Origin of the sequence: Erythrobacter sp. 3-20A1M, assembly GCF_018636735.1 — a bacterium.
Taxonomy (GTDB): domain Bacteria; phylum Pseudomonadota; class Alphaproteobacteria; order Sphingomonadales; family Sphingomonadaceae; genus Alteriqipengyuania.
Genome location: NZ_CP045200.1, coordinates 529,406 through 549,148, shown reverse-complemented (window position 1 = coordinate 549,148; position 19,743 = coordinate 529,406). Strand labels below are relative to the sequence as shown.

The 19,743-nt window shown below is 62.8% G+C and carries 16 protein-coding genes; 9 read left to right on the top strand and 7 right to left on the bottom strand.

Going from position 1 to position 19,743, the window contains the following annotated elements; all coding sequences use genetic code 11:
- Nucleotides 1–31 precede the first annotated feature (31 nt).
- Both F7D01_RS02655 and F7D01_RS02650 read right to left on the bottom strand, forming a co-directional pair.
- Nucleotides 32–280 carry a hypothetical protein gene (locus F7D01_RS02655; protein WP_215228718.1) on the bottom strand — a complete coding sequence of 83 codons (249 nt, stop codon included), beginning with the start codon at nt 278–280 and terminating at the stop codon, nt 32–34.
- On the bottom strand, nt 277–447 hold the full coding sequence (locus tag F7D01_RS02650; protein WP_215228717.1) for a hypothetical protein: 171 nt from the start codon (nt 445–447) through the stop codon (nt 277–279). The genes F7D01_RS02655 and F7D01_RS02650 overlap by 4 nt, the downstream gene beginning before the upstream one ends.
- Before the next feature lie 153 nt (nt 448–600).
- On the opposite strand from F7D01_RS02650, the gene F7D01_RS02645 reads away from it, so the two are divergent.
- The 3 genes from F7D01_RS02645 to F7D01_RS02635 all read left to right on the top strand — a co-directional run bounded on the left by F7D01_RS02645 (nt 601) and on the right by F7D01_RS02635 (nt 3,900).
- Complete coding sequence (locus tag F7D01_RS02645; RefSeq protein WP_215228716.1) at nt 601–2,346, top strand: DEAD/DEAH box helicase; 1,746 nt, start codon at nt 601–603, stop codon at nt 2,344–2,346.
- 127 nt (nt 2,347–2,473) lie between these two features.
- Entirely contained in the window at nt 2,474–2,740 is a 267-nt protein-coding gene (locus F7D01_RS02640; RefSeq protein WP_215228715.1) for a hypothetical protein, read from the top strand.
- Nucleotides 2,737–3,900, top strand: coding sequence for a cupin domain-containing protein (locus tag F7D01_RS02635; RefSeq protein ID WP_215228714.1), 1,164 nt, complete (start codon nt 2,737–2,739; stop codon nt 3,898–3,900). The genes F7D01_RS02640 and F7D01_RS02635 overlap by 4 nt, the downstream gene beginning before the upstream one ends.
- A gap of 9 nt (nt 3,901–3,909) precedes the next feature.
- On the opposite strand, the gene F7D01_RS02630 is transcribed toward F7D01_RS02635, so the two are convergent.
- The 3 genes from F7D01_RS02630 to F7D01_RS02620 all read right to left on the bottom strand — a co-directional run bounded on the left by F7D01_RS02630 (nt 3,910) and on the right by F7D01_RS02620 (nt 9,396).
- A complete protein-coding gene (locus F7D01_RS02630; RefSeq protein WP_215228713.1) occupies nt 3,910–4,452 on the bottom strand; it encodes a pseudouridine synthase in 543 nt (180 codons plus the stop codon).
- 5 nt (nt 4,453–4,457) lie between these two features.
- Nucleotides 4,458–6,311, bottom strand: a complete 1,854-nt coding sequence (locus tag F7D01_RS02625) for an ABC-F family ATP-binding cassette domain-containing protein (protein WP_215228712.1) — start codon at nt 6,309–6,311, stop codon at nt 4,458–4,460.
- 280 nt (nt 6,312–6,591) lie between these two features.
- Nucleotides 6,592–9,396: a TonB-dependent receptor gene (locus tag F7D01_RS02620; protein ID WP_215228711.1), complete on the bottom strand. Its 2,805-nt coding sequence runs from the start codon at nt 9,394–9,396 to the stop codon at nt 6,592–6,594.
- 327 nt (nt 9,397–9,723) lie between these two features.
- On the opposite strand from F7D01_RS02620, the gene agaR reads away from it, so the two are divergent.
- The gene (gene agaR, locus F7D01_RS02615) at nt 9,724–10,503 is read left to right on the top strand and encodes a transcriptional repressor AgaR (protein WP_215228710.1); all 780 of its coding nucleotides are present in this window, start codon (nt 9,724–9,726) and stop codon (nt 10,501–10,503) included.
- Here agaR and F7D01_RS02610 read toward each other — a convergent pair.
- Complete coding sequence (locus tag F7D01_RS02610; RefSeq protein ID WP_215228709.1) at nt 10,491–11,654, bottom strand: amidohydrolase family protein; 1,164 nt, start codon at nt 11,652–11,654, stop codon at nt 10,491–10,493. The genes agaR and F7D01_RS02610 overlap by 13 nt on opposite strands.
- Nucleotides 11,655–11,821: 167 nt before the next feature.
- Between F7D01_RS02610 and F7D01_RS02605 the strand changes: the two genes are divergently transcribed.
- The 5 genes from F7D01_RS02605 to F7D01_RS02585 are packed head-to-tail and all read left to right on the top strand — an operon-like array spanning nt 11,822 to nt 18,167.
- On the top strand, nt 11,822–13,876 hold the full coding sequence (locus tag F7D01_RS02605; RefSeq protein ID WP_215228708.1) for a glycoside hydrolase family 36 protein: 2,055 nt from the start codon (nt 11,822–11,824) through the stop codon (nt 13,874–13,876).
- On the top strand, nt 13,873–14,811 hold the full coding sequence (locus F7D01_RS02600) for a DMT family transporter (RefSeq protein WP_215228707.1): 939 nt from the start codon (nt 13,873–13,875) through the stop codon (nt 14,809–14,811). The genes F7D01_RS02605 and F7D01_RS02600 overlap by 4 nt, the downstream gene beginning before the upstream one ends.
- On the top strand, nt 14,808–16,088 hold the full coding sequence (locus F7D01_RS02595; protein WP_215228706.1) for a D-tagatose-bisphosphate aldolase, class II, non-catalytic subunit: 1,281 nt from the start codon (nt 14,808–14,810) through the stop codon (nt 16,086–16,088). Before F7D01_RS02600 ends, F7D01_RS02595 begins: the two co-directional genes overlap by 4 nt.
- A complete protein-coding gene (locus F7D01_RS02590) occupies nt 16,081–17,217 on the top strand; it encodes an SIS domain-containing protein (RefSeq protein WP_215228705.1) in 1,137 nt (378 codons plus the stop codon). The genes F7D01_RS02595 and F7D01_RS02590 overlap by 8 nt, the downstream gene beginning before the upstream one ends.
- Complete coding sequence (locus tag F7D01_RS02585) at nt 17,202–18,167, top strand: N-acetylglucosamine kinase (protein ID WP_251567002.1); 966 nt, start codon at nt 17,202–17,204, stop codon at nt 18,165–18,167. Before F7D01_RS02590 ends, F7D01_RS02585 begins: the two co-directional genes overlap by 16 nt.
- Before the next feature lie 79 nt (nt 18,168–18,246).
- Here F7D01_RS02585 and F7D01_RS02580 read toward each other — a convergent pair whose 3' ends face one another.
- A complete protein-coding gene (locus F7D01_RS02580) occupies nt 18,247–19,719 on the bottom strand; it encodes a DUF4832 domain-containing protein (RefSeq protein WP_215228704.1) in 1,473 nt (490 codons plus the stop codon).
- Nucleotides 19,720–19,743: the final 24 nt, after the last annotated feature.

The window sequence follows — 19,743 nt, the reverse complement described above, 5'->3', positions numbered from 1 at the left end:
GGACAGCGCCCGTTATGGAAAGAACCCTTAGTCAGACAGTCGGAGCGAGCACCGCCTTGGCGCTGGTCCAATCGGTCTTCCCATAGCGGGCATTGTCGAGCGGCGAGAGCTTGCCGCGCCCGCTCGCCATGTCGCGAATATACTGCATTCCCTGCCAGGCCGGGAACGCAGCATCGCTATCCGGGGTCAGCAGCCGGGCAATGCGGATCATCGCGGAAAGCCGGCCCATGCCGCCTGCACGAAGCAGCTTCCAGGGCCGGTCGTCCAGCCGCGTCATCATCGCGGCAGATCGCGCGGCGAAACCACGTCGCCCGCAATGCGAAGCAGGCGGGGGGCGCCATCGTGTAGCGCGACATTGGCGGTATAGTCGGCTGTGTCGTCCTTGGCCGTGAAGTCCATCGGCTGGTCTGCGTCGCCCTTCTCCAGCGTCATTCCGCCCCCACGCATGACTTTCCACAAGCCTTGCGGGGCATTTATTGCTATATCGTCCTGATGCGAGGCTGCTTGCACGCGCCCGTTCCCCGTTTTCTGCCTGAGCGGAACTCTTCCGCCCGCTAAACCTCGCCGCCCTGTCAAAGGGCGGATCTATTGTGAGTTCCAATGTCCTTCGAAAATCTACCGCCAATTCTGCGCGACACCCTTGTCGAACGCGGTTTCGCCTCTGTTACTCCGGTGCAGGCTGCCGTGATAGCCCCCGATGCCGAGGGGCGGGACCTTATCGTTTCCGCGCAGACGGGTTCGGGCAAGACGGTCGCGTTCGGTTTGGCGCTTTCGAGCGAATTGCTTACCCACGGTGACGCTGAATCGCGCGGCGAGGGGCCACTGGTACTCGTGGTCGCCCCGACGCGCGAGTTGGCATTGCAGGTCAGTCGAGAACTCGCCTGGCTGTACGGCAGGACCGGTATTCGCATCGCAACTTGCGTCGGCGGAATGGATGCATCCAAGGAACGACGGGCACTGCGGGGCGGACCGGCGATCGTCGTGGGCACTCCGGGGCGGCTGCGCGATCATCTCGAACGCGGCGCGCTCGACCTGTCGGGGCTCGCGGGCGTCGTGCTCGACGAGGCTGACGAGATGCTCGATATGGGGTTTCGCGAGGATCTCGAAGAAATTCTCGATGCCGCGCCGGAAACGCGCCGCACGCTTCTGTTTTCAGCAACTCTGCCTCGTCAGATCGTTCGCTTGGCCGAGCGCTATCAGACCAACGCCTTGCGTTTGACACTCGCGAGTGAGGGACACGGGCACGGAGACATCGCTTACCAGGCGATTACCGTCGCTCCGTCCGAGATCGAGAACTCGGTGGTGAATCTGTTGCGCTTCCACGAGGCGGAAACGGCCATTTGTTTTTGCGCAACCCGCGACAATGTGCGGCGGTTGCATGCCACCTTGCAGAATCGGGGTTTCGCCGTCGTGGCCCTGTCGGGCGAACATTCGCAGTCGGAACGCAACCAGGCTATGCAGGCATTGCGCGATCGCCGTGCGCGCGTTTGCGTTGCGACGGATGTGGCGGCGCGTGGTCTCGACCTGCCTTCGCTGAGCCTCGTCATTCATGTCGAGATACCGCGCGATGCGGAAACGCTGCAGCATCGTTCGGGTCGTACCGGCCGGGCGGGAAACAAGGGAACCGCCGTCATTGTGGTGCCCTACAATCGCCGAAAGCGTGTGGAAGGCATGTTGCGCGGTGCGAAGATATCGGCGGATTGGATGAGCGCGCCCTCGGCCGAATCCATTCGCGCTCAGGATCACATCCGCTTGATGGACAAGCTTTCTGCTCCGGTCGAATACGAGGAAGCGGACCGCAAGGTGGCCGCCGAGTTGATGAGCCGCATGGCACCGGAAGACATCGCAGCGGCACTGGTGCAGGCCCACCGTGCGAAGATGCCGCAACCGGAAGAATTGATCGCGGATACACCGGCGGCGCGTGAAAAGAACAAGGCCGACAATCATCGTCCGGGCTTCGACGACGTGGTCTGGTTCAAGATCTGCATCGGGCGAAGACAGAATGCCGAGCCGCGCTGGCTGTTGCCGATGATTTGCCGCCAGGGCCACATAACGCGTAACGAGATCGGGGCGATCCGGATTGGCCAGAACGAAAGCTGGTTCCAGATCCCACGAGCGATCGCTTCGAAATTTGCGGACACGATTGCCCGCACAGCTTCCGCAGACGACAGTCAAGATGCCATCGCAATCGAGCGAAGCGACGAAGGGCCGCGTGTGGAGGCCCGCCAGAACCGCAAACGTGGCGATCACGATCCGGGTGTGAAAAACTTCCGAAAGGGTCGCCGCGAGAAGGGTGGCGGAGAAAAGAAAGGGAAGCGCAAACCCGTTCGGCCGTCGGGACGCTGAAGGGCGAGTTCTGACATGGGCTAGTACTCTCGCCAAGGCCCGGAGCGATTGGCGGCAGCGGTTTGCAACCGCACTGCTAGAGTTGAGATGCTTTGCCATCCTTACGGCGATCGCTAGGCGGAATGGGATGGACTTCGACGACCTCATCTTTCGCTACTTCGGTACCACCTCGCTGGATGGGGTGAGCGAGGGCGCGCGGGTGGCCGGGGTGGAGCGGATGCTGGTCGATTTCGGGCTCTCGCGCGATCGCGGCGGTCGGTTCGCCCTGTGGACTCTGTTGTACATGTTCGACGCGGCACCCGATCTCGACATTGCATTTTCCGATCCCGCCGATCGTGATGCGGCGCGCAATTTCATGGATTTGTTCGCCGGTGCCGAGGGCGAGCCGCAATGAACGTGCCCGCCTTTCGCGACTTCGATGCTGAGCGCTTCCTGATCGAGCACTGGCAGAAGCGGCCGCTGCTGATCCGCAATCCGTGGCGGTCATGGCGCAATCCATTGCCGCCGGACGAACTGGCGGGGTTGGCGTGCGAGGGCGAGGTGGAATCACGCCTCGTCCACGAAACCGCATCCGGCGAGCTGGACCTGGAGCACGGTCCGTTGTCCCCTACGCGGTTCGGCGAATTGGGGCGCTATCCGTGGACTCTGCTCGTGCAGGCGGTCGATCACCACGTTCCCGCCGTCGCTGCGCTGCTTGATGCATTTCGGTTCATTCCCAACTGGCGGGTGGACGATGTGATGGTCAGTTACGCGGTTGATGGCGGCGGGGTGGGCGCGCATTTCGACAGGTACGATGTGTTCTTGGTGCAGGGGCTGAGCCGCCGGCGCTGGCGGATCGGGCCGCAGTGCGACGAAGCCACCCCGTTGCAGCCGCACGATTATCTGCGCTTGCTGGCAGAATTCGAACACACGGCTGAATGGGTGCTGGAGCCGGGCGATATCCTCTACGTCCCGCCCGGTTTCGCGCATGAGGGCGTGGCGGTCGGCGATGATTGCATGACCTATTCGGTGGGCTTCCGCGCGCCCTCGCGCGGCGAACTGCTGTCGGGTTGGATCGATCACGCGCTCGACACCCTTGCCGAAGACGATCGTTACACCGATCCCGACCTGAGCATGCAGGACAATCCGGGTGAGATTTCCAGCGCGGCGCTCGACCGGGTCTACGAGATGATGACGCGCAGCCTGTCCGACCGGCCCGCATTCGCGCGCTGGTTCGGCGAGTATGCCACTGCGCCGAAGACCGACCGGCTGGACTGGGCACCCGAGGGGGCGGTTTCGATGCAGGACGTACGGTCCGCGATGGAATCCGGCGCGACGATAATGCGCAATCCCGCCAGCCGCTTCGCCTTCGTGTGCCATGAGGCTGGATCGGTGACGCTGTTCGTCGATGGCGTCGCACAGGAATGCGCCGGTGCGGCGGCCGATTTCGCCGAGCGTCTGTGCGCGGAGCCCTCTATAGTTCCAGGCACTGACATGGCGGCGTGCCAATCGGTGGTGAACCTGATCCAAGAGCTGATCCACCGGGGCGGCGTAGCCTTCAGCGAAGACGACTGACTCGCGCGATCACACCGCGCGCCACGCGCCCGGCGCCAAGCCGTCCAGCGTCCATTCGCCCACCGACCAGCGCACCAGCCGCAGCGTGGGATGACCGACGGCGGCTGTCATCCGGCGCACCTGCCGGTTGCGCCCCTCGCGGATTGTCAGCCGCAGCCAGCTGTCGGGGATGGATTTGCGCACGCGGATCGGGGGATCGCGCGGCCATAGCCGCGGGTCGTCGATGCGCTCCACGCTGGCGGGCAGGCTCAGGCCGTCCTTCAGCCGCACGCCCCGTCGCAGTATTTCTAGGTCGTCTTCGCCCGGATCGCCGTCCACCTGCACCAGATAGGTCTTGGGCAGCTTGTGCCGTGGATCGGCGATCCGCGCCTGCATCCGCCCATCATCTGTCAGAATGAGCAACCCCTCGCTGTCGAAATCCAGCCGCCCGGCCGCATAATACCCCGGCGCATCGATGAAATCTGCCAGGGTGGGGCGGGGTGGACCCTGCCGTTCGTCGGTGAACTGGCACAGCACGCCATAGGGCTTGTTGAAGGCGATGATCCCCGGCATCGCGCTCAGGCTTCCACTTTTTCCAGGCTCTCCTGCGCCTCCAGCCACGCAGCTTCGGCCTCTTCCAGGTCCGCCGCTGCCGCGGCTCGCTCGCGCATGAGATCGCCCGCGGATTTTGCGCTCGATGCGGGCGACGCATCCGCCAGCGCGGTATCGATCGCGGCGATCTGCTCCTGCAGCGTGGCCACGCGCTTTTCCGCTGCCGAGACATTGCTACGCGCGGCTTTGGCTTCCTGTCGTTGCTTGGCTGAGTAACCCCGGCCCCCCTTCGCCTTGGCCTTGCCTCCTTCCTTCGGCTGGTTCCGGCCCAGCACGAAATCGATGTAATCCTCCATGCTGCCTGGATATTCGCGCGCCGTACCCTCATCCACCAGCACCAGCCGGTCAGCCGTCAGCTCCACCATATGCCGGTCGTGGCTGATGAGGAGGACCGCGCCGTCGAAGGCGTTGATCGCCTGCACCAGCGCCTCGCGCGCGTCGACGTCCAGGTGGTTGGTCGGTTCGTCCAGAATCAGGAGATGCGGCGCGTCGCGGGTAATCAAGGCCAGCGCCAGCCGCGCCCGCTCGCCGCCGGAAAGCTTGCCGACCTGGGTTGTCGCCTTTTGGCCGGAGAAGCCGAACCGGCCCAGCTGCGCGCGCACTGCACCGGGGGATGCCTTTTCCATCGCGCGGGTCATGTGGTCGAGCGGCGTATCGTCGGACGAGAGCTCCTCCACCTGATATTGCGTGAAATAACCCACTTTCATGCGGGGGGAGACGTTCATTTCGCCCTCCATCACCGGCAGTTGCGCGGCGAGCAGACGGGCCAGCGTGGTCTTGCCATTGCCGTTGCGGCCCAGCAGCGCGATCCGCTCGTCCGGATCGATCCGCAGATCGAGGCGCTGCAGGATTGGCGTCTCGTCATAGCCCACCGCGGCGAGATCGAGCGTGATCATCGGCGGGCGCAGCTCGTCCGGGCTGGGGAAATCGAAGCTGAGGCCCGGATCGTCCATCAGCGCGGCGATCGGCTGCATCTTGGCCAGCATCTTGGCGCGCGATTGCGCCTGCTTCGCGGTGGAGGCACGGGCGCTGTTACGCGCGACGTAATCCTGCAGCCGGGCGCGCTGCGCATCCTGCGATGCCTTGGCCGCGGCGAGCTGCGCGGCACGCTCCGCCCGCTGCCGCTCGAACGCGTCGTAATTGCCGGGATACATGGTCAGCTTGCCGCCCTGAAGGTGCAGAATCCCGGTAACGACATTGTTTAGCAGATCACGTTCGTGGCTGATGACGATCAGCGTGCCCTGATAGGATTTCAGGAAGGATTCCAGCCATAGCGTCGCCTCCAGATCGAGGTGATTGGACGGCTCGTCCAGCAGCATGATGTCGGGTGCGGACAGCAGCAGGGCACCAAGCGCAACCCGCATCTTCCATCCGCCCGAAAAACTTTCGAGCGGGCGCGCCTGCATCTCCTCATCGAAGCCCAGGCCGTTCAGAATGATGGCCGCCCGCGAGGGAGCAGCATAAGCGTCGATCGCCAGCAGACGTTCGTGAATATCGCCGAGCCGGTTCATGTCGGTGCAGGTTTCCGCCTGCTCCAACAATTGCGAGCGCTCGGTATCGCCCGCGAGCACCGCGTCGAAAGCGGTGGTGGCGCCATCGGGCGCTTCCTGCGCGACATAGCCTAGCCGCGACCGGCGCGGCATCTCGATCGTGCCGTCATCCGCCTCCAACTCGCCGATCAGCGCTTTCATCAGCGTGGACTTGCCCGCGCCGTTGCGCCCGATCAGCCCGATCCGAGCGTCGATCGGGATGGCAGCCGAAGCGCCCTCGAGAATGGCCCGGCCGCCAAGCCGTAACGTCAGATTGTTGATGGTGATCATGAGGCCGCCGCCACTATCAGCGAAGCGGCGTATTCCCAAGCGAATGACGTTCTGACTGGTGGAGGTCGCGTTTGGTTCTTCTCAGCCGGTTCGGCTACCGGGCGTAATCCGGATCGCATGTAGGCCCGCTTCTGGCCTGCGGTTGCGCAGCAAGGATCGGGTAACCGTGTATGGGGATACCCGATCCTTGCTTTTCACTTAGCCTGACAGCTCGTGCGATTGGACCGTTACACAGCCGATACCGCAGAATAACCGTATTGCGGTGCTTCGGCGTTCCTACTCAGAAGCGATAGCTCGCACTGAGTTTGACCGAACGGCCATACCGGTAATAACCCTGCGAAAGCAGCGGATTGCCGTTCAGGCTGTATGTCTGCTTGGAATCCAGCAGGTTCTGTCCGTCGAGCGCGAGAGTGACGCGATCGGTGATGTCATAGGACATGTGAGCCGTTACCCAGGTAATGGCATCGGCCTCCTCGTTATACCCTGCACCCAGCACGTTGATCGCGGTGGTGAAGCTGTCCGTATGGTCGGCCGTCGCGGCCAGCGACAGCGGACCTTTCTCGTAAAGGAGGCTGAGAGAATATACGGACGGCGCAATCCCTTCCAGCGGGCGGACTTCGTCGCCGACATAGCTCTTGGACCAGTTGCGCGTGAATTGCCCGCGCACGCCGAAGCCGTTGTTGAAGAGATGCTGCAGACCGACTTCGATACCCTTCACCTTAGCGTAATCGCCGTTGATGGGGCGGATGATGTTGAACAGATATCCCGGCACACCGATGTCGACACCCGGCTCCCAGCTGGTCGTGATCTGGTTCTTGATGTGCTTGTAGAAGCCGGCGACGTTGAAGATCGAGCTCGGCGCGAAATACCATTCGAGCGAGACGTCGAACTGATCGGCCTGGTACGGTTTCAGATCTGCGTTGCCGCCATAGACTTGCGTGAATTCGCCCCAGGACACGCTTTCGGTCGTGTTGGTCGGCGCGAGGGTCTCGACCGATGGGCGCGCCATGGTGCGCGCGGCGCTGAGGCGCAGACGAAGGTTGTCGATCAGGTCGATGCTGAGATTGGCCGAGGGCAGGAGGTAGGTGTACTCGCTATCCTGTTTAACCTCCGACGGGGCATCGTAGACGGCGGTGTAGTTGAACGCGCCGTTGGCGATGATATTGAGGATCTTCGCATCCCACGCCTGCGCGGTGGTGTTGGTATTCACCAGCCGCAGCCCGATATTGCCGCTCCAGCGTGCACCCGACAGGTTCGCCTGCACATATCCGACCGCGGTATCTTCCGTCACGCGGTAGCTCTGCAGCGGGTTCCAGACGGGGGCCGCGGCCGAGAAATCGTACGTGCCACCGCCGGGGCGCGGCGTCCCGTCATACGCTTCGAGCGCGGCAAGGTAGCCCGGAATGTCGAATGACAGGAAGGAGCGGGGGAACATCGCGTTCACGCCGTTCATGAAGTTGGGCAAGTCCAGGGTGCGCGAAATGACGTTGCCGCCCAGGTCGCCAACGTTGATCGCGTAGTTGCCGGAATAATAGTCGGCACCGCCGGTCAGCGAATTGTTGACCAGCTCACGCGCCTTCTCGCGGCTGTTGTAGGTGAAGCCGAACAGAACGGATTCCAGCGGCCCCATGTCGGTGAACAAATCGCCGGCGAAGGACAAGCCGGTGATCTTGTCGTCGATATTGTCGCCTGCCAACGAGAAATAGTGGGTGTTGAAGTCCGAAGGACCGAACGCTCCATCCGCCAGCCCGCTGACGAGGTCTCTTCCGTCGTTGAAGGTAACGCGCACGTCGGGCACCGCGGAATCGTTCAGCATGAAGCTCGCGGTATTGGGCTGATTCATGCGCAGGACCACGTAGCTGTCCTGACCGCCCGAATTCCGCGAGGAACTGGAGCGGTAGACGTCTGCGGTCAGGGTCAGGGCGTCGGTCGCCTCCCACTTCGCATTGGCACCGTACAGATCGGTATCCACCACCCGATAGGACGTCTGGTTGAGCAGTTCCGGATTCAGAGCCAGCTCCGGATCGGGATTGTTCATGTCGAAGCTGGTGACGATGCCGTCCTCAATCTGGATGTTCGACCAGCGCCCCGGGGAAAACAGCGTGTAATACGACTGCTGGAAACCGACCTGCGGGGAATCGAGCTTCGTTTTAATGCCGTCGAGCGTGAGGGTGAAGGTGTCTGTGGGACGCCATTCGACCTTGGCGGTGAAAGCTCGACGACGTTTTTCTTCCAAGATCGAGCCGACCCGGAACTGGCCGAGACCGATCAGGCCGTATTCGTCGGGATCGAGCTCCCCGTTGCCGTTCGGGTCGATATTTCCACCCCAGGCATTGCCGTACAGCCAGCTTTCGTCGGTCGGATCGGGGTTGCGGGTCCAGCCGCCATCGTTGCCGGCGACGTCGGTGCGATCCTTGCGCCGCTCGAGAACCACGCCCAGCATGACGCCTAGCGTATCGTCGGCGAAGGTGTTGCTGACGACCCCGGAAAACTTCACGCCCGCATATTCGGACATCAGGTTGTAATCGCCCTGCAGGCGAACCACTCCGTTCAGGCCGACCTTGTCGAACGGGCTCGCTGAACGCAGATTGACCAGGCCGCCGATCGCACCCTCGGTCAGCGACGCTTCCGCCCCCTTGATCACGTCCGCCCCGCTGATCACGTCGGCGGGCAGGACGTCGTAAGCGAAATCGCGGCTCGCGCCATCGGTGGCAAGCGTCCGGCCGTTGAAGGTCGTCAGGGTGTATTCGGGGCCAAGTCCGCGGACGCTGACATACTGTCCCTCGCCGCCGGCGGTGCGGCTTATGGCGACGCCCGTGATGTGCGCGAGCGAGTCTGCCACGTTGTCATCGGGGAAAACGCCCAGTTCCAGCGCGCTGATCGAATCCTGCACCGTCGATGCATTCTTCTTCAGATCGACCGACCGGGCGATACTCCCGCGCACGCCGCGAACCACGATCACTGTGGACGACGTATCGGCGTAATCGGTTTGCTCATCGTCCGCCGCGGCCTGCGCATCGTCCGCCGTAACGTCCTGGGCCGCCAACGGAGTGGCCGCGACCAGTGCTGCGACACTGGAACCCACGACTGCCATGGCACGAAATTGACGATATGCGTTCATCATAAGCCCTCCATCAAGCTGCCCGGCATTCTCCGGCCGTAACAGCGCCCCGATTTGCGAAACGAGGGCTGTACCCTCAGTATGTTTCATTTTGCATCGTAAGCACGTAATTTTTTGATGGCAAGCACAATATAACGATATTTATCCCGGTGGTTTTCGCCCGCGATACGTTTGTGCTTTGCCGAAACCTACCGTTATCCTGCGTTTGCAGGGCGCTTCGAAACCGTGTCGTATTGCGGATGATAACGGTACCTCTTACAAGGCATATTCAAGCGGGCATCACGGGGCACAATGACCAAATTGCGAGACACCAGCGGTCGGCGCCAGAAGATGATCGCCATGCTGAAGGATTTGGGCAGTATCCAGGTGGCGGAACTGTCCCGGCAGTTCGACGTGTCGTCCCAGACGATCCGGAAAGACCTTGATTTCCTGTGCGAACGCGGGCTGGCCGAAAGGTCCTATGGCGGCGCCATATCGACCGACGTCATAAACGCTGGCGGCGAACCCGCTGTCGAAACGAAGCAGGTGATCAATGTCGAGGAGAAGCGGCGGATCGGGAAGTGCGCGGCCGACATGGTCGTGGCAGGCGATTCGATCGTCCTCGATTCAGGTACGACCGCCATGGCCATCGCGACGCACCTGCCGGATATCGAAGACATCACCGTCGTCACGAACGATTTCAACGTCCTGTCGATACTCGCGCGCAAGGAGCACGTGGTCACGGTGATGCTGGGCGGGCAAATGCGCCGGCGCAACATGGCCTTCTACGGCGGGCAAACGATGGACGCGCTGGACGCGCTGCATGTCGACAAGCTGTTCCTGGGCGTGGATGGGTTCGATCTGCAGCGAGGGCTCACTACCCATTACGAGCCCGAAGCTGTCCTCAACCGCAAGATGGTGGGCCGCGCTCGATCGGTCATCGCGGTGACCGACAGTTCGAAATTCGGGCGCACCTGCCTGCACCGGATCATCGATGTCGGCGAGATTTCCGCGTTGGTGACCGACACCGACGCGCCCGACTACATTCGCGATGCAGCCCGGACGGTCGGCTTCGATCTTTACGAGGCTTGAGAGAAGGCGGGGAAGACCCGCAGCGCGTTCTCGTGGTAAATCTTCCGGATCACCGATCGCGGCAATGCCAGCCCGGGCGTATCGGCCTTGAGCGTGTCGACATACTGGCTGTCCGGTGTCGCGAGATATTTCCAGTCCGACCGCCATACGCTCTCTGCCTGCGCGGCGAAGTCTGCGCCGGGATCCATCGGCGGGTTCTGGGACTTCGCCTCCTCCGATGGGGGGCTTAGCGTTAGATCGGTGCCGTACATGACGCGGTCTTGATACTTGATGAGGAAATCGCGCACCCGCTTGCGATCGCGGTTCGACTGATATTGCAGGTTGCTCATCCTCGCCGCCATGTCGACGACCGCGTTGGGATGGGCATCAAGAAACGCGGCAAGTTCGTCTACGCTCCATTCGATACTGCCGAGATGCGCGCCGACCACCGTCAGTCCGGGATGCGCCTCGACGAAGCGGTCGCGCGCGTCCATCAGTTGCCGGTAGCTCGGCATCTCCGGGTGCAGGTACATGTGATATTCGGGATGCGCCGCGAAATAGAGGCGATCGTTCTCAGTGGTCATTTCGTCCAGCGGCAACCAGCAATTGTAGGGTTCGCCCTGGTGCGCGATCAACGGCACCCCGCGCTGCTCGATATGCGCCATGACGGTGTCGAAGCCGGGATCGTCCAGCATGATCAACTCCCCGTCCCGGTCACGCTCGACCATGCCGATGTTCTTCCATACCTTCACGCCGATCGCACCGGCGGCCAGTTCCTGGTCGAGATGCGCATCGGTTCGCGCCGACCAGCCCGGTGATTCGAAGCCGTCCATCGAAAAGGTGGTCGTGAACTGGAAATGCCTGGGATCGTCCGCGAAGTAGCGGTGCGCCACGTCGGCCTGCATGGCGAGCGGGGGAAAGTCCGGATAGTCGACGTTGATCGACAGCACCTGGAATCCATTGTTGCGGACCAGATCGAGGAAAGACGGATCGTACATGTTGGCGTGCACATGGACGTCTATCTTCGGCATGCTGTCGAAGTCTGCCTGCGTGTAATGTCCATCCGTCGCAGAGAGAGCCTGCGGGCGGGCGCTGTCGACCGCCGTGCATCCGGCAAGCACCGTGGAAAGAGCGGCGAGTACCAGCGAATGCGTCAATGTGGGGGTTCTCATGCAGCCTCCTGAACGAATGAAAACGAAAGTTCATCCTTGCATCGATTTTCATTATGTTACATCTATTGGGATGAAGAGCAAACGGATATTCCGGGCGGGGTCGCTCGGGCGAGTTGATGGCTGGAGGGCGAGGGATGATTCACAAGGCAAGTTTGCGACGGCGGCAGTTGCTGCAGCTCATGGGCGGTACTTCCGCCGTGCTGGCAGTCGGCGCGATCAACATCCCCCCGGTCTTCGCCGCACCGATCGAGAACCGCTTCGGCGACGATGCCCTCACGATCGAGATCGACAGCTCGATGCGTACCCGTCTGCTGGTCGGCGGACGCGCGCTGACCGACTTTTCGGATAGCGAGATGCTGCTTCCCGTCGAAGGCACCGCGCTCGCCCCGTTCCTGCTGACCGAGCAGGGCGATGGTCCTTCGAAGGTGGCGGGTCTGTCCGGAGCGACGCACAGCGCCACGGGCGTGAGCGCGAGCGGGATCGAGAAGACGGTCGAATTCACGTTCGATCCCGCGCGACCGGGCGTCGCAGCGATAGTCGCCACCTACCGCAACAAGGGGCGCGAGGCGGTGTCGCTGCGCGGATGGCGCAATGCGTCCCACACCCTCGATCGTGGGCCGCGTGGCGTGTGGACCTTTGCCGGATCGTCGCACGGCGACCGGCGCGACTGGATTCAGCCCGCACCGGCAGGGTTCGAGCAGCGCAACTACATGGGCATGAACGCATCGGATTATGGCGGGGGAACCCCGGTCGTCGACATCTGGCGTCCCGACGCGGGCCTGGCCGTCGGCCATCTGGAGCTGACGCCAGAGCTGGTCGCATTGCCGGTCGCGAGTACGGCCAGCGGCACCAGCATCGCGATCGAGAGCGATCGGCCGTTCGCGCTGGCACCGGGCGAGGAGGTGTCCACGCTGACGACCTTCGTCGCCGCGCATACCGGCGACTGCTTCGTGCCCCTGACCGCTTATCGCGAGATCATGGCCGCGCGCGGGATGACCGACGCCTATGTTCCGGCGTCCGCATACGAAGCGATGTGGTGCGCCTGGGGATACGAGCGCAATTTCAATGTTGCGCAGGTCGTCGACACGCTGCCCAAGGTAAAGGAGCTCGGGATCGAGTGGGCCGTCCTCGACGACGGCTGGCAGACCGCCGAGGGCGACTGGTATCTCGATCCGGTGAAGTTCCCGCGGGGCGACGCCGACATGATCGACTTCGTCGACCGGATAAAGAAGGCAGGGCTCCGCCCCCGCTTGTGGCTCGCCCCGCTGGCGGTCGATCCCGGCACCGACCTGCTGCGCGATCACACGGACATGCTGCTGCTGGACGAGAACGGCGCGGTCAACGACGTGACGTGGTGGAACGCGTTTACGCTGTGTCCGGCCTACCAGCCGACGATCGACAACTGCACCGCACTGGTGCGCAAGATCATCGGTGAATGGGGGTACGAAGGGCTGAAGCTCGACGGCCAGCATCTGAACGGTGTTCCGCCATGCTACAACCCGGCGCACAACCACGCCTATCCAGAGGAATCGTGCGAGAAATTGCCCGCGTTCTGGGAGGCGGTGCATGAGGCGGCGACCTCCATCAATCCGGATGCAATCCTGGAATTCTGCCCGTGCGGGACATCGTTCGCCGTGCATTCGCTGCCGTACATGAACCAGGTTCCCGCGTCCGATCCGCTTTCCTCCTGGCAGATCCGTACCAAGGGCAAGACGACCAAGGCGCTCATGGGCCCTTCGGCCCCCTTCTCCGGCGATCATGTGGAGCTAAGCGACGGCGGAACGGACTTCGCTTCTGCAGTGGGGATCGGCGGCGTGGTTTCGACCAAGTTCACCTGGCCGCGGGACACCGACAATCCCAGCGGCGAGCTTCCGCCCGGCGGATATGTCCTGACGCCCGAAAAGGAGCGGCACTGGCGCAAATGGATCGGGCTCTACAAGGAACACGACCTTGCGCGCGGCACGTATCGCGGCGAGCTGTACGATATCGGGTTCGACCGGCCCGAGGCACATGCCATCGACCAGAACGATCGCAGCTACTTTGCCTTCTACGCCGATAAATATGCAGGTCCCGTAGAGCTCCGCGGGTTGTCCACGGGCCACTACCGCGTGACCGACATCGCCAGTGGAAAGAAACTGGGCACCGTCGATGCCGCCGCGCCCAAACTGGACGTCGCTTTCCAGGAGCATCTGCTCCTGCAAGCCGAAAGGGTATCGGCATGAGCTCCGCCGCCGCCGTGCCCACGGCGCCTGCCGAACGAAGCTGGCTAGTCTATGCCCTCGCCACGGTCGGGCTGTGGGGCGTATGGGGCGCGATCGCGGGAATATCGGCTGAACGCGGTTTTCCCGAAACGCTAGTCTATTGCGTGTGGGCGCTGACCATGGTGCCGCCCGCGCTGATCGTTCTAGCCAAGTCCGGCTGGCGTCTGGACAAGGACGCCCGCTCGATCGCCTACGGATTGACGATCGGCCTGTTGGGCGCGGGCGGGCAGCTGATCCTGTTCTACGCGGTGACCCGCGGGCCGGCCTATTTGATCTTCCCGGTCATTTCCCTGTCACCGATCGTCACGATCGCATTGTCGCTCGTCGTCTTGAAGGAGCGGACCGGCAGGCTCGGCGCGCTCGGCATCGTGCTCGCGCTGATCGCGCTGCCGATGTTCGATCTCTCGCTGTCGGGCGAGGTCGGCGGACTGGGTTGGGCACCGCTCGCGCTGCTGATCATGTTGTGCTGGGGTGTGCAGGCGTTCTTCATGAAGCTCGCGAACAACACCATGAGCGGCGAGAGCATCTTCTTCTACATGATGCTGTCCGGCCTGCTGTTGGTGCCGGTTGCCTGGACCATGACCGACTTCACGCAGCCGATCAATTACGGTGCGGACGGACCCTGGCTGGCGGGGGGCATCCAGATGCTGAACGCCGTTGGCGCGCTGACCCTCGTTTTTGCTTTCCGCTATGGCAAGGCGATCGTCGTTGCGCCCCTGTCCAACGCGGGCGCGCCTTTGGTCACCGCCGTGCTGTCGCTGCTGATCCTGGGCGCTGTTCCCGGCCCGCTGAAGATCGTGGGCCTTGTGCTGGCCCTCGTCGCTTCCGTCCTGCTGGCGATAGAGCCGGAGGCGGCAGACGAAACCGAAGCTAATTTCGACGGAGAGATCGCATGAACCTGTTGCTCGACCGGGTTGCCCGCCACAAGGCAGGCGAGGATGTCGGCATCTACTCGGTGTGCTCCGCCCATCCCATGGTGATTGAGAGCACGCTGCGTCATGCGCTGAGGCGCGACGCACCTTTCGTGCTGATCGAAGCGACTTCCAACCAGGTCAATCAGGATGGGGGCTACACCGGGATGAAGCCGGCGGGCTTCCGGGACTATGTGTCGCAGATCGCCCAGCGCGTCGGCTTTCCGGAAGAGCGGATCGTGCTCGGCGGGGACCATCTCGGTCCCAACGCTTGGACTTCGTTGAGCGCCGAGGAAGCGATGGAGCGGTCCGACGTGCTGATCGACCAGTATGTTTGTGCCGGGTTCGCCAAAATCCATCTCGACTGCTCGATGTCCTGCGCCGACGACCCCGTTCCCTTGCCCGAGGAAACGATTGCCGCGCGCGCGGCGCGGCTCTGCCGGGTGGCGGAAGCCGCCTATGCCGATGCCGGCACGCAGCCCCCGGTCTATGTGATCGGGACGGAGGTTCCCGTGCCGGGCGGCGCCACCGAAGATCTCGAACCGTTACAGGTTACCTCACCCGAGGCGGCGCATGGCACCATCGCCATGCACAAGGAGCTGTTTCCGACGGAGGCCTGGGACCGCGTAATCGCGCTGGTGGTTCAGCCGGGCGTGGAATTCGACCACCATCAGGTGCTGGACTACCGGCCGGAGGCCGCGCAGGAACTCAGCCAGAGCCTCGACGATGTGCCGGGCATGGTCTTCGAAGCGCATTCCACCGACTACCAGACGCAGGAAGCCCTGACCGCGCTGGTGCGCGACCATTTCGCGATCCTGAAAGTCGGCCCCGGCCTCACCTTTGCGCTGCGCGAAGCCCTGTGGGCGCTCGACGCCATGGAGCGCGACATACTGGGCGAGGGCGCGTCCAATTTCCGGGCGCGGGTGCTGGCGGTGATGAACGACAACCCGGGCCACTGGAAGAAGTACTATCATTCGAGCGGCGCCGACTTGCAGCTGGACCTGCAATATTCGCTGAGCGATCGCATCCGCTATTACTGGCCCGATCCGCAGATCACGCAAGCGCAGGAAGAGATGTTCGCCAATCTGCGCGCATCACCCCCACCGCTACCGCTGATCAGCCAGTATCTCCCGCAATCCTATGCCGAACTGCGCGAGGGAACCATCACGAACGATCCGGCCGAACTGGTCATGGCGCATGTCATGACGACGCTGGACACTTACCTGCAAGCGACCGACGCTGGAGATAGAAGCAATGCTTAGGCTTGGATACGATGAGCGGGAGCTGGAGCAGAAAGGCGCTCTCTGGACTGCTCGCGAAATCGGGCAGCAGCCCGAAACGCTAGTGGCGACCGACGGGATCGTGACGGAGATGAAGGATCGGATCGCGGCGTTCGTGCGACCCTATCTGTCCAATCCCCTTGCGCGTGTCATCCTGACCGGCGCGGGCACATCCGCGTTCATCGGCGAATGTCTAGCGCCCTTCCTAGACGCGCAGGCGACCGCGCGGGTCGAGGCGGTGGCCACCACCGACATCGTGAGTTCGCCGTTCGTCTATCTGCGAGCAGACACACCGACCTTGCTCGTCTCCTTCGGGCGTTCCGGCAACAGTCCGGAAAGCAAGGGAGCCATCGAGATCGCGGACAAGCTGGTTGCCGACGTGAGCCACCTGGTCATCACCTGCAATGCCGAGGGCGCGATCGCCGGGCAGGGCAACGATAACCGTTTGACGGTGCTGCTGCCCGATGCAGCGCACGACCGCAGCTTCGCCATGACGTCGAGCTTTACGGCAATGATGTATGCCGCCTGGGCCGCGCTGGCGCGCGAACAGGTCGATCTGGAACGCATCTCGGAAGGCTGCGCGAACATCCTTCAAACCACCATACCGATGATGCAGCGGCTGGCTGCCGCCCGGTTCGATCGGGTCGTGTATCTGGGTAGCGGTCCTTTCAAAGGCCTGGCGCGCGAGGCGGCGCTCAAGCTGATGGAGCTGACCGATGGGAAGATACCAACCAGCTTCGATTCCCCATTGGGGTTCCGGCATGGACCCAAGACGGTGGTCACCGACCGGACCATGGTGATGCTGTTCATGTCCAACGATCCGCTGACGCGGGCGTATGACATGGACCTTCGCGCAGAACTGATCGCCGACAGCAAGGCAGCGGAGATCGTCACATTGTCGGCCATCGACGATATCGAAGATGCCATCCTGGTTCCGGGAATGGCCGACGCGAAGGACCCCGAATTGCTTTATCCCTATATCATCGCGCCGCAGATTTACGGGCTTCTCGCCTCGCTCGATGCAGGGCTGACCCCCGACAATCCGAATGTGAGCGGAACGGTCAATCGCGTGGTCCAAGGCGTAAGGCTTCACGCATGCGAGACGGTCTGAACGCGGATATCTATCTGGGAGTCGATGGCGGTGGAACGAAGACCGCCTTCACGCTGATCGATAGCGCGGGCAGGGTTCTGGCCCAGCATATGGCAGGGTCGAGCTATTATCTGCAGATCGGCTTAGAAAGCCTGACCGAACTGTTGCGGGAGGGGGTGGCGCAAGTCTGTCCCGATCCTGAAACTCTGGCTTTCGTCTTTTTCGGTCTGCCGGCGTTCGGAGAGGACAGCAGGGTTGATCCGCTGATCGCAAAACTCCCGCGCGAGATACTGGGCCACGATCGCTTTGCCGTGGGCAACGACATGGTATGCGGCTGGGCCGGATCGCTGGGCGGTCGGGACGGCATCAACATCGTCGCGGGAACCGGCTCGATCGCATATGGCGAGCGCGCGGGGAAAAGCGCACGAGCAGGCGGTTGGGGCGAAATTTTTAGCGACGAGGGCTCCGCCTACTGGATCGCCATCAGGGGCCTGCAGCTCTTTTCCAGAATGAGCGACGGTCGATCACCGCCTGGACCGTTGTTGAAGGCGCTGCGCGATCACTTTGCGCTGCAGGAGGATCTCGACCTGTGCGGGCACATCATGGGTGCGGCCGCGAACCGCGACAGCATCGCTGCGCTGAGCCAGATCGTCGCGTCGGCAGCGAATGCCGGAGATGCGGCGGCGGCGGGGATTTTCAGCGATGCCGCGATCGAGCTTGCCGAGATCGTGCATGCCGTGGCGGAACAACTCGCCTTCGCGTCGGATGAGGATATCCCGGTATCCTGGTCCGGTGGCGTATTCCGGTCAGGCGACCTCGTCACGGAACCGTTCAAGGCCAGACTGGAAGCGATGGATCGGCGCTATCGTCTTTTGGACCCGGTCGCCGATCCCACGATGGGGGCGGCACTGTATGCACTGCGTCGTGCAGGCAAGGCGCAAGTAGCTTCCATCGTGCAGACGGCTGGCTAGGTTCGCGACAGGTTCGGCCCCCAGCCGCTCGCCATGGTTTCGTGGTTCCGGGGCGTCGGGTTGAGCGAGCTGGCCAAGCCTATTCGGCGACCTCTATCGTAGCGCCCGTTCGGAACGCCGCGATATCCGCGTCCCATTCCTGGCCCAAATCGGCGCGGTCGGCATTGGCGAACCGAACCGAATAGCGCGGATCGGCCGCAAGCGTGGGTGCTCCGTCGCGCAAGGCGAGGTAAACTTCGTAGGTACCTGGTGGCACGCTGTCGTCGATGCGAAGGTCGATACTGACTTCAGATTCTGAGCCCGGCAGCCAGGCTCGGGGATCCGCGTTCACCCCGCCGAACTCCAAAACGGCACCGGACTCTCGATTCTTCAGAACCAACCGGAACTGTTTCGGGTTATACGGCGGAGCCCACCCCGTGTTGGCGATCGTCAGCGCAATCCGGGTGGTTTCGCCTCCCTCCACCACGCGCGGATACTTCAGGCTCAAGAGCGAGAGCCGGTAACCCATGCTGTTGCGCACATCGTCCAGGCATCCGCCGGCTTCCCAGCGATCGTAAAAGAGCGGGCGATAATAGCCCGCGTTGAGATAGGTCAGACCGAACCGCGCGCCTTCGCGCAGGATGTCCGCGCATTCGGACCGGGGGGAGGGGTCCGGGTCCGCCAGAGGGTTGCACGTCTCCCCTCCGAAAGGCCCGCGCGCGCTCAGCCGGGCCATGGCGTCGCGTTGTTCTTCCCGCTTTTGCGCATCTTCCGAATAGGTGCCCACATCCATATCGCTCGCCAGGAAGCAGTCGTTGTGAAACCCGATCCCGGCATTATCGGAAGCGGCACCCCGAGAGGCGAGCCATTCCTCGATATACGGCGGATACCGGAACTGCACACTCCGCTCGGGCGGAGCGGAACCGATGATCGCGTCCATGATTCGCCGGCGTTTGTCGGGCGAAGTCAGATCGTTCGAAGACGTGTGCCACTCGCCCCACGCGCCGATATACCCGGCCTGTATGAACGCGATGACGTCTGCATTTTCCCGCATGACGGCGCTCAACTGCTCGATATGCTTTAGGACGATTTCGAGCGGCGCATCCTGCGCAGCTTGGTAATCCGTCTCTCCCCGGGGGTAATTATAGACGGGACGGACGATCAGTTTGACGCCTTCGTTGCGCGCTGCGGCAAAGCCACGGGATAGTTTACGAAGAAACCCGTCGGGCAAAGGCCGACTCTTGTAGCCGCTGAGGTCGATGCGGACGTAAAGCAACCGATAGTCCTGCGCGAAAGCGTCGCGAAGCTCACGCCGTTTCAGATCCTGCAATGGGTGCTTCGCCGAGAGATAGAAGCCTCTCTCTGGATTGGGATGAGCCCCGTCATCAGAGACAAACTCGACTTCCTGAAGATCCGTATGGCTGGCCGCTGCCGCCGCGGGGAGGGCTGCATTCAGTGCGAGCATGACAGCCGCACCTATACCGACGATCGCTGTCTTCGCATTCGGGAAAGAAAACGAAACTTTCATCGAAAGGGTCTCCCTCGTTTTTTGCCAGATTTGCAGTTTGCCCATCCTATTCCCGGCCCGATTGCCCTG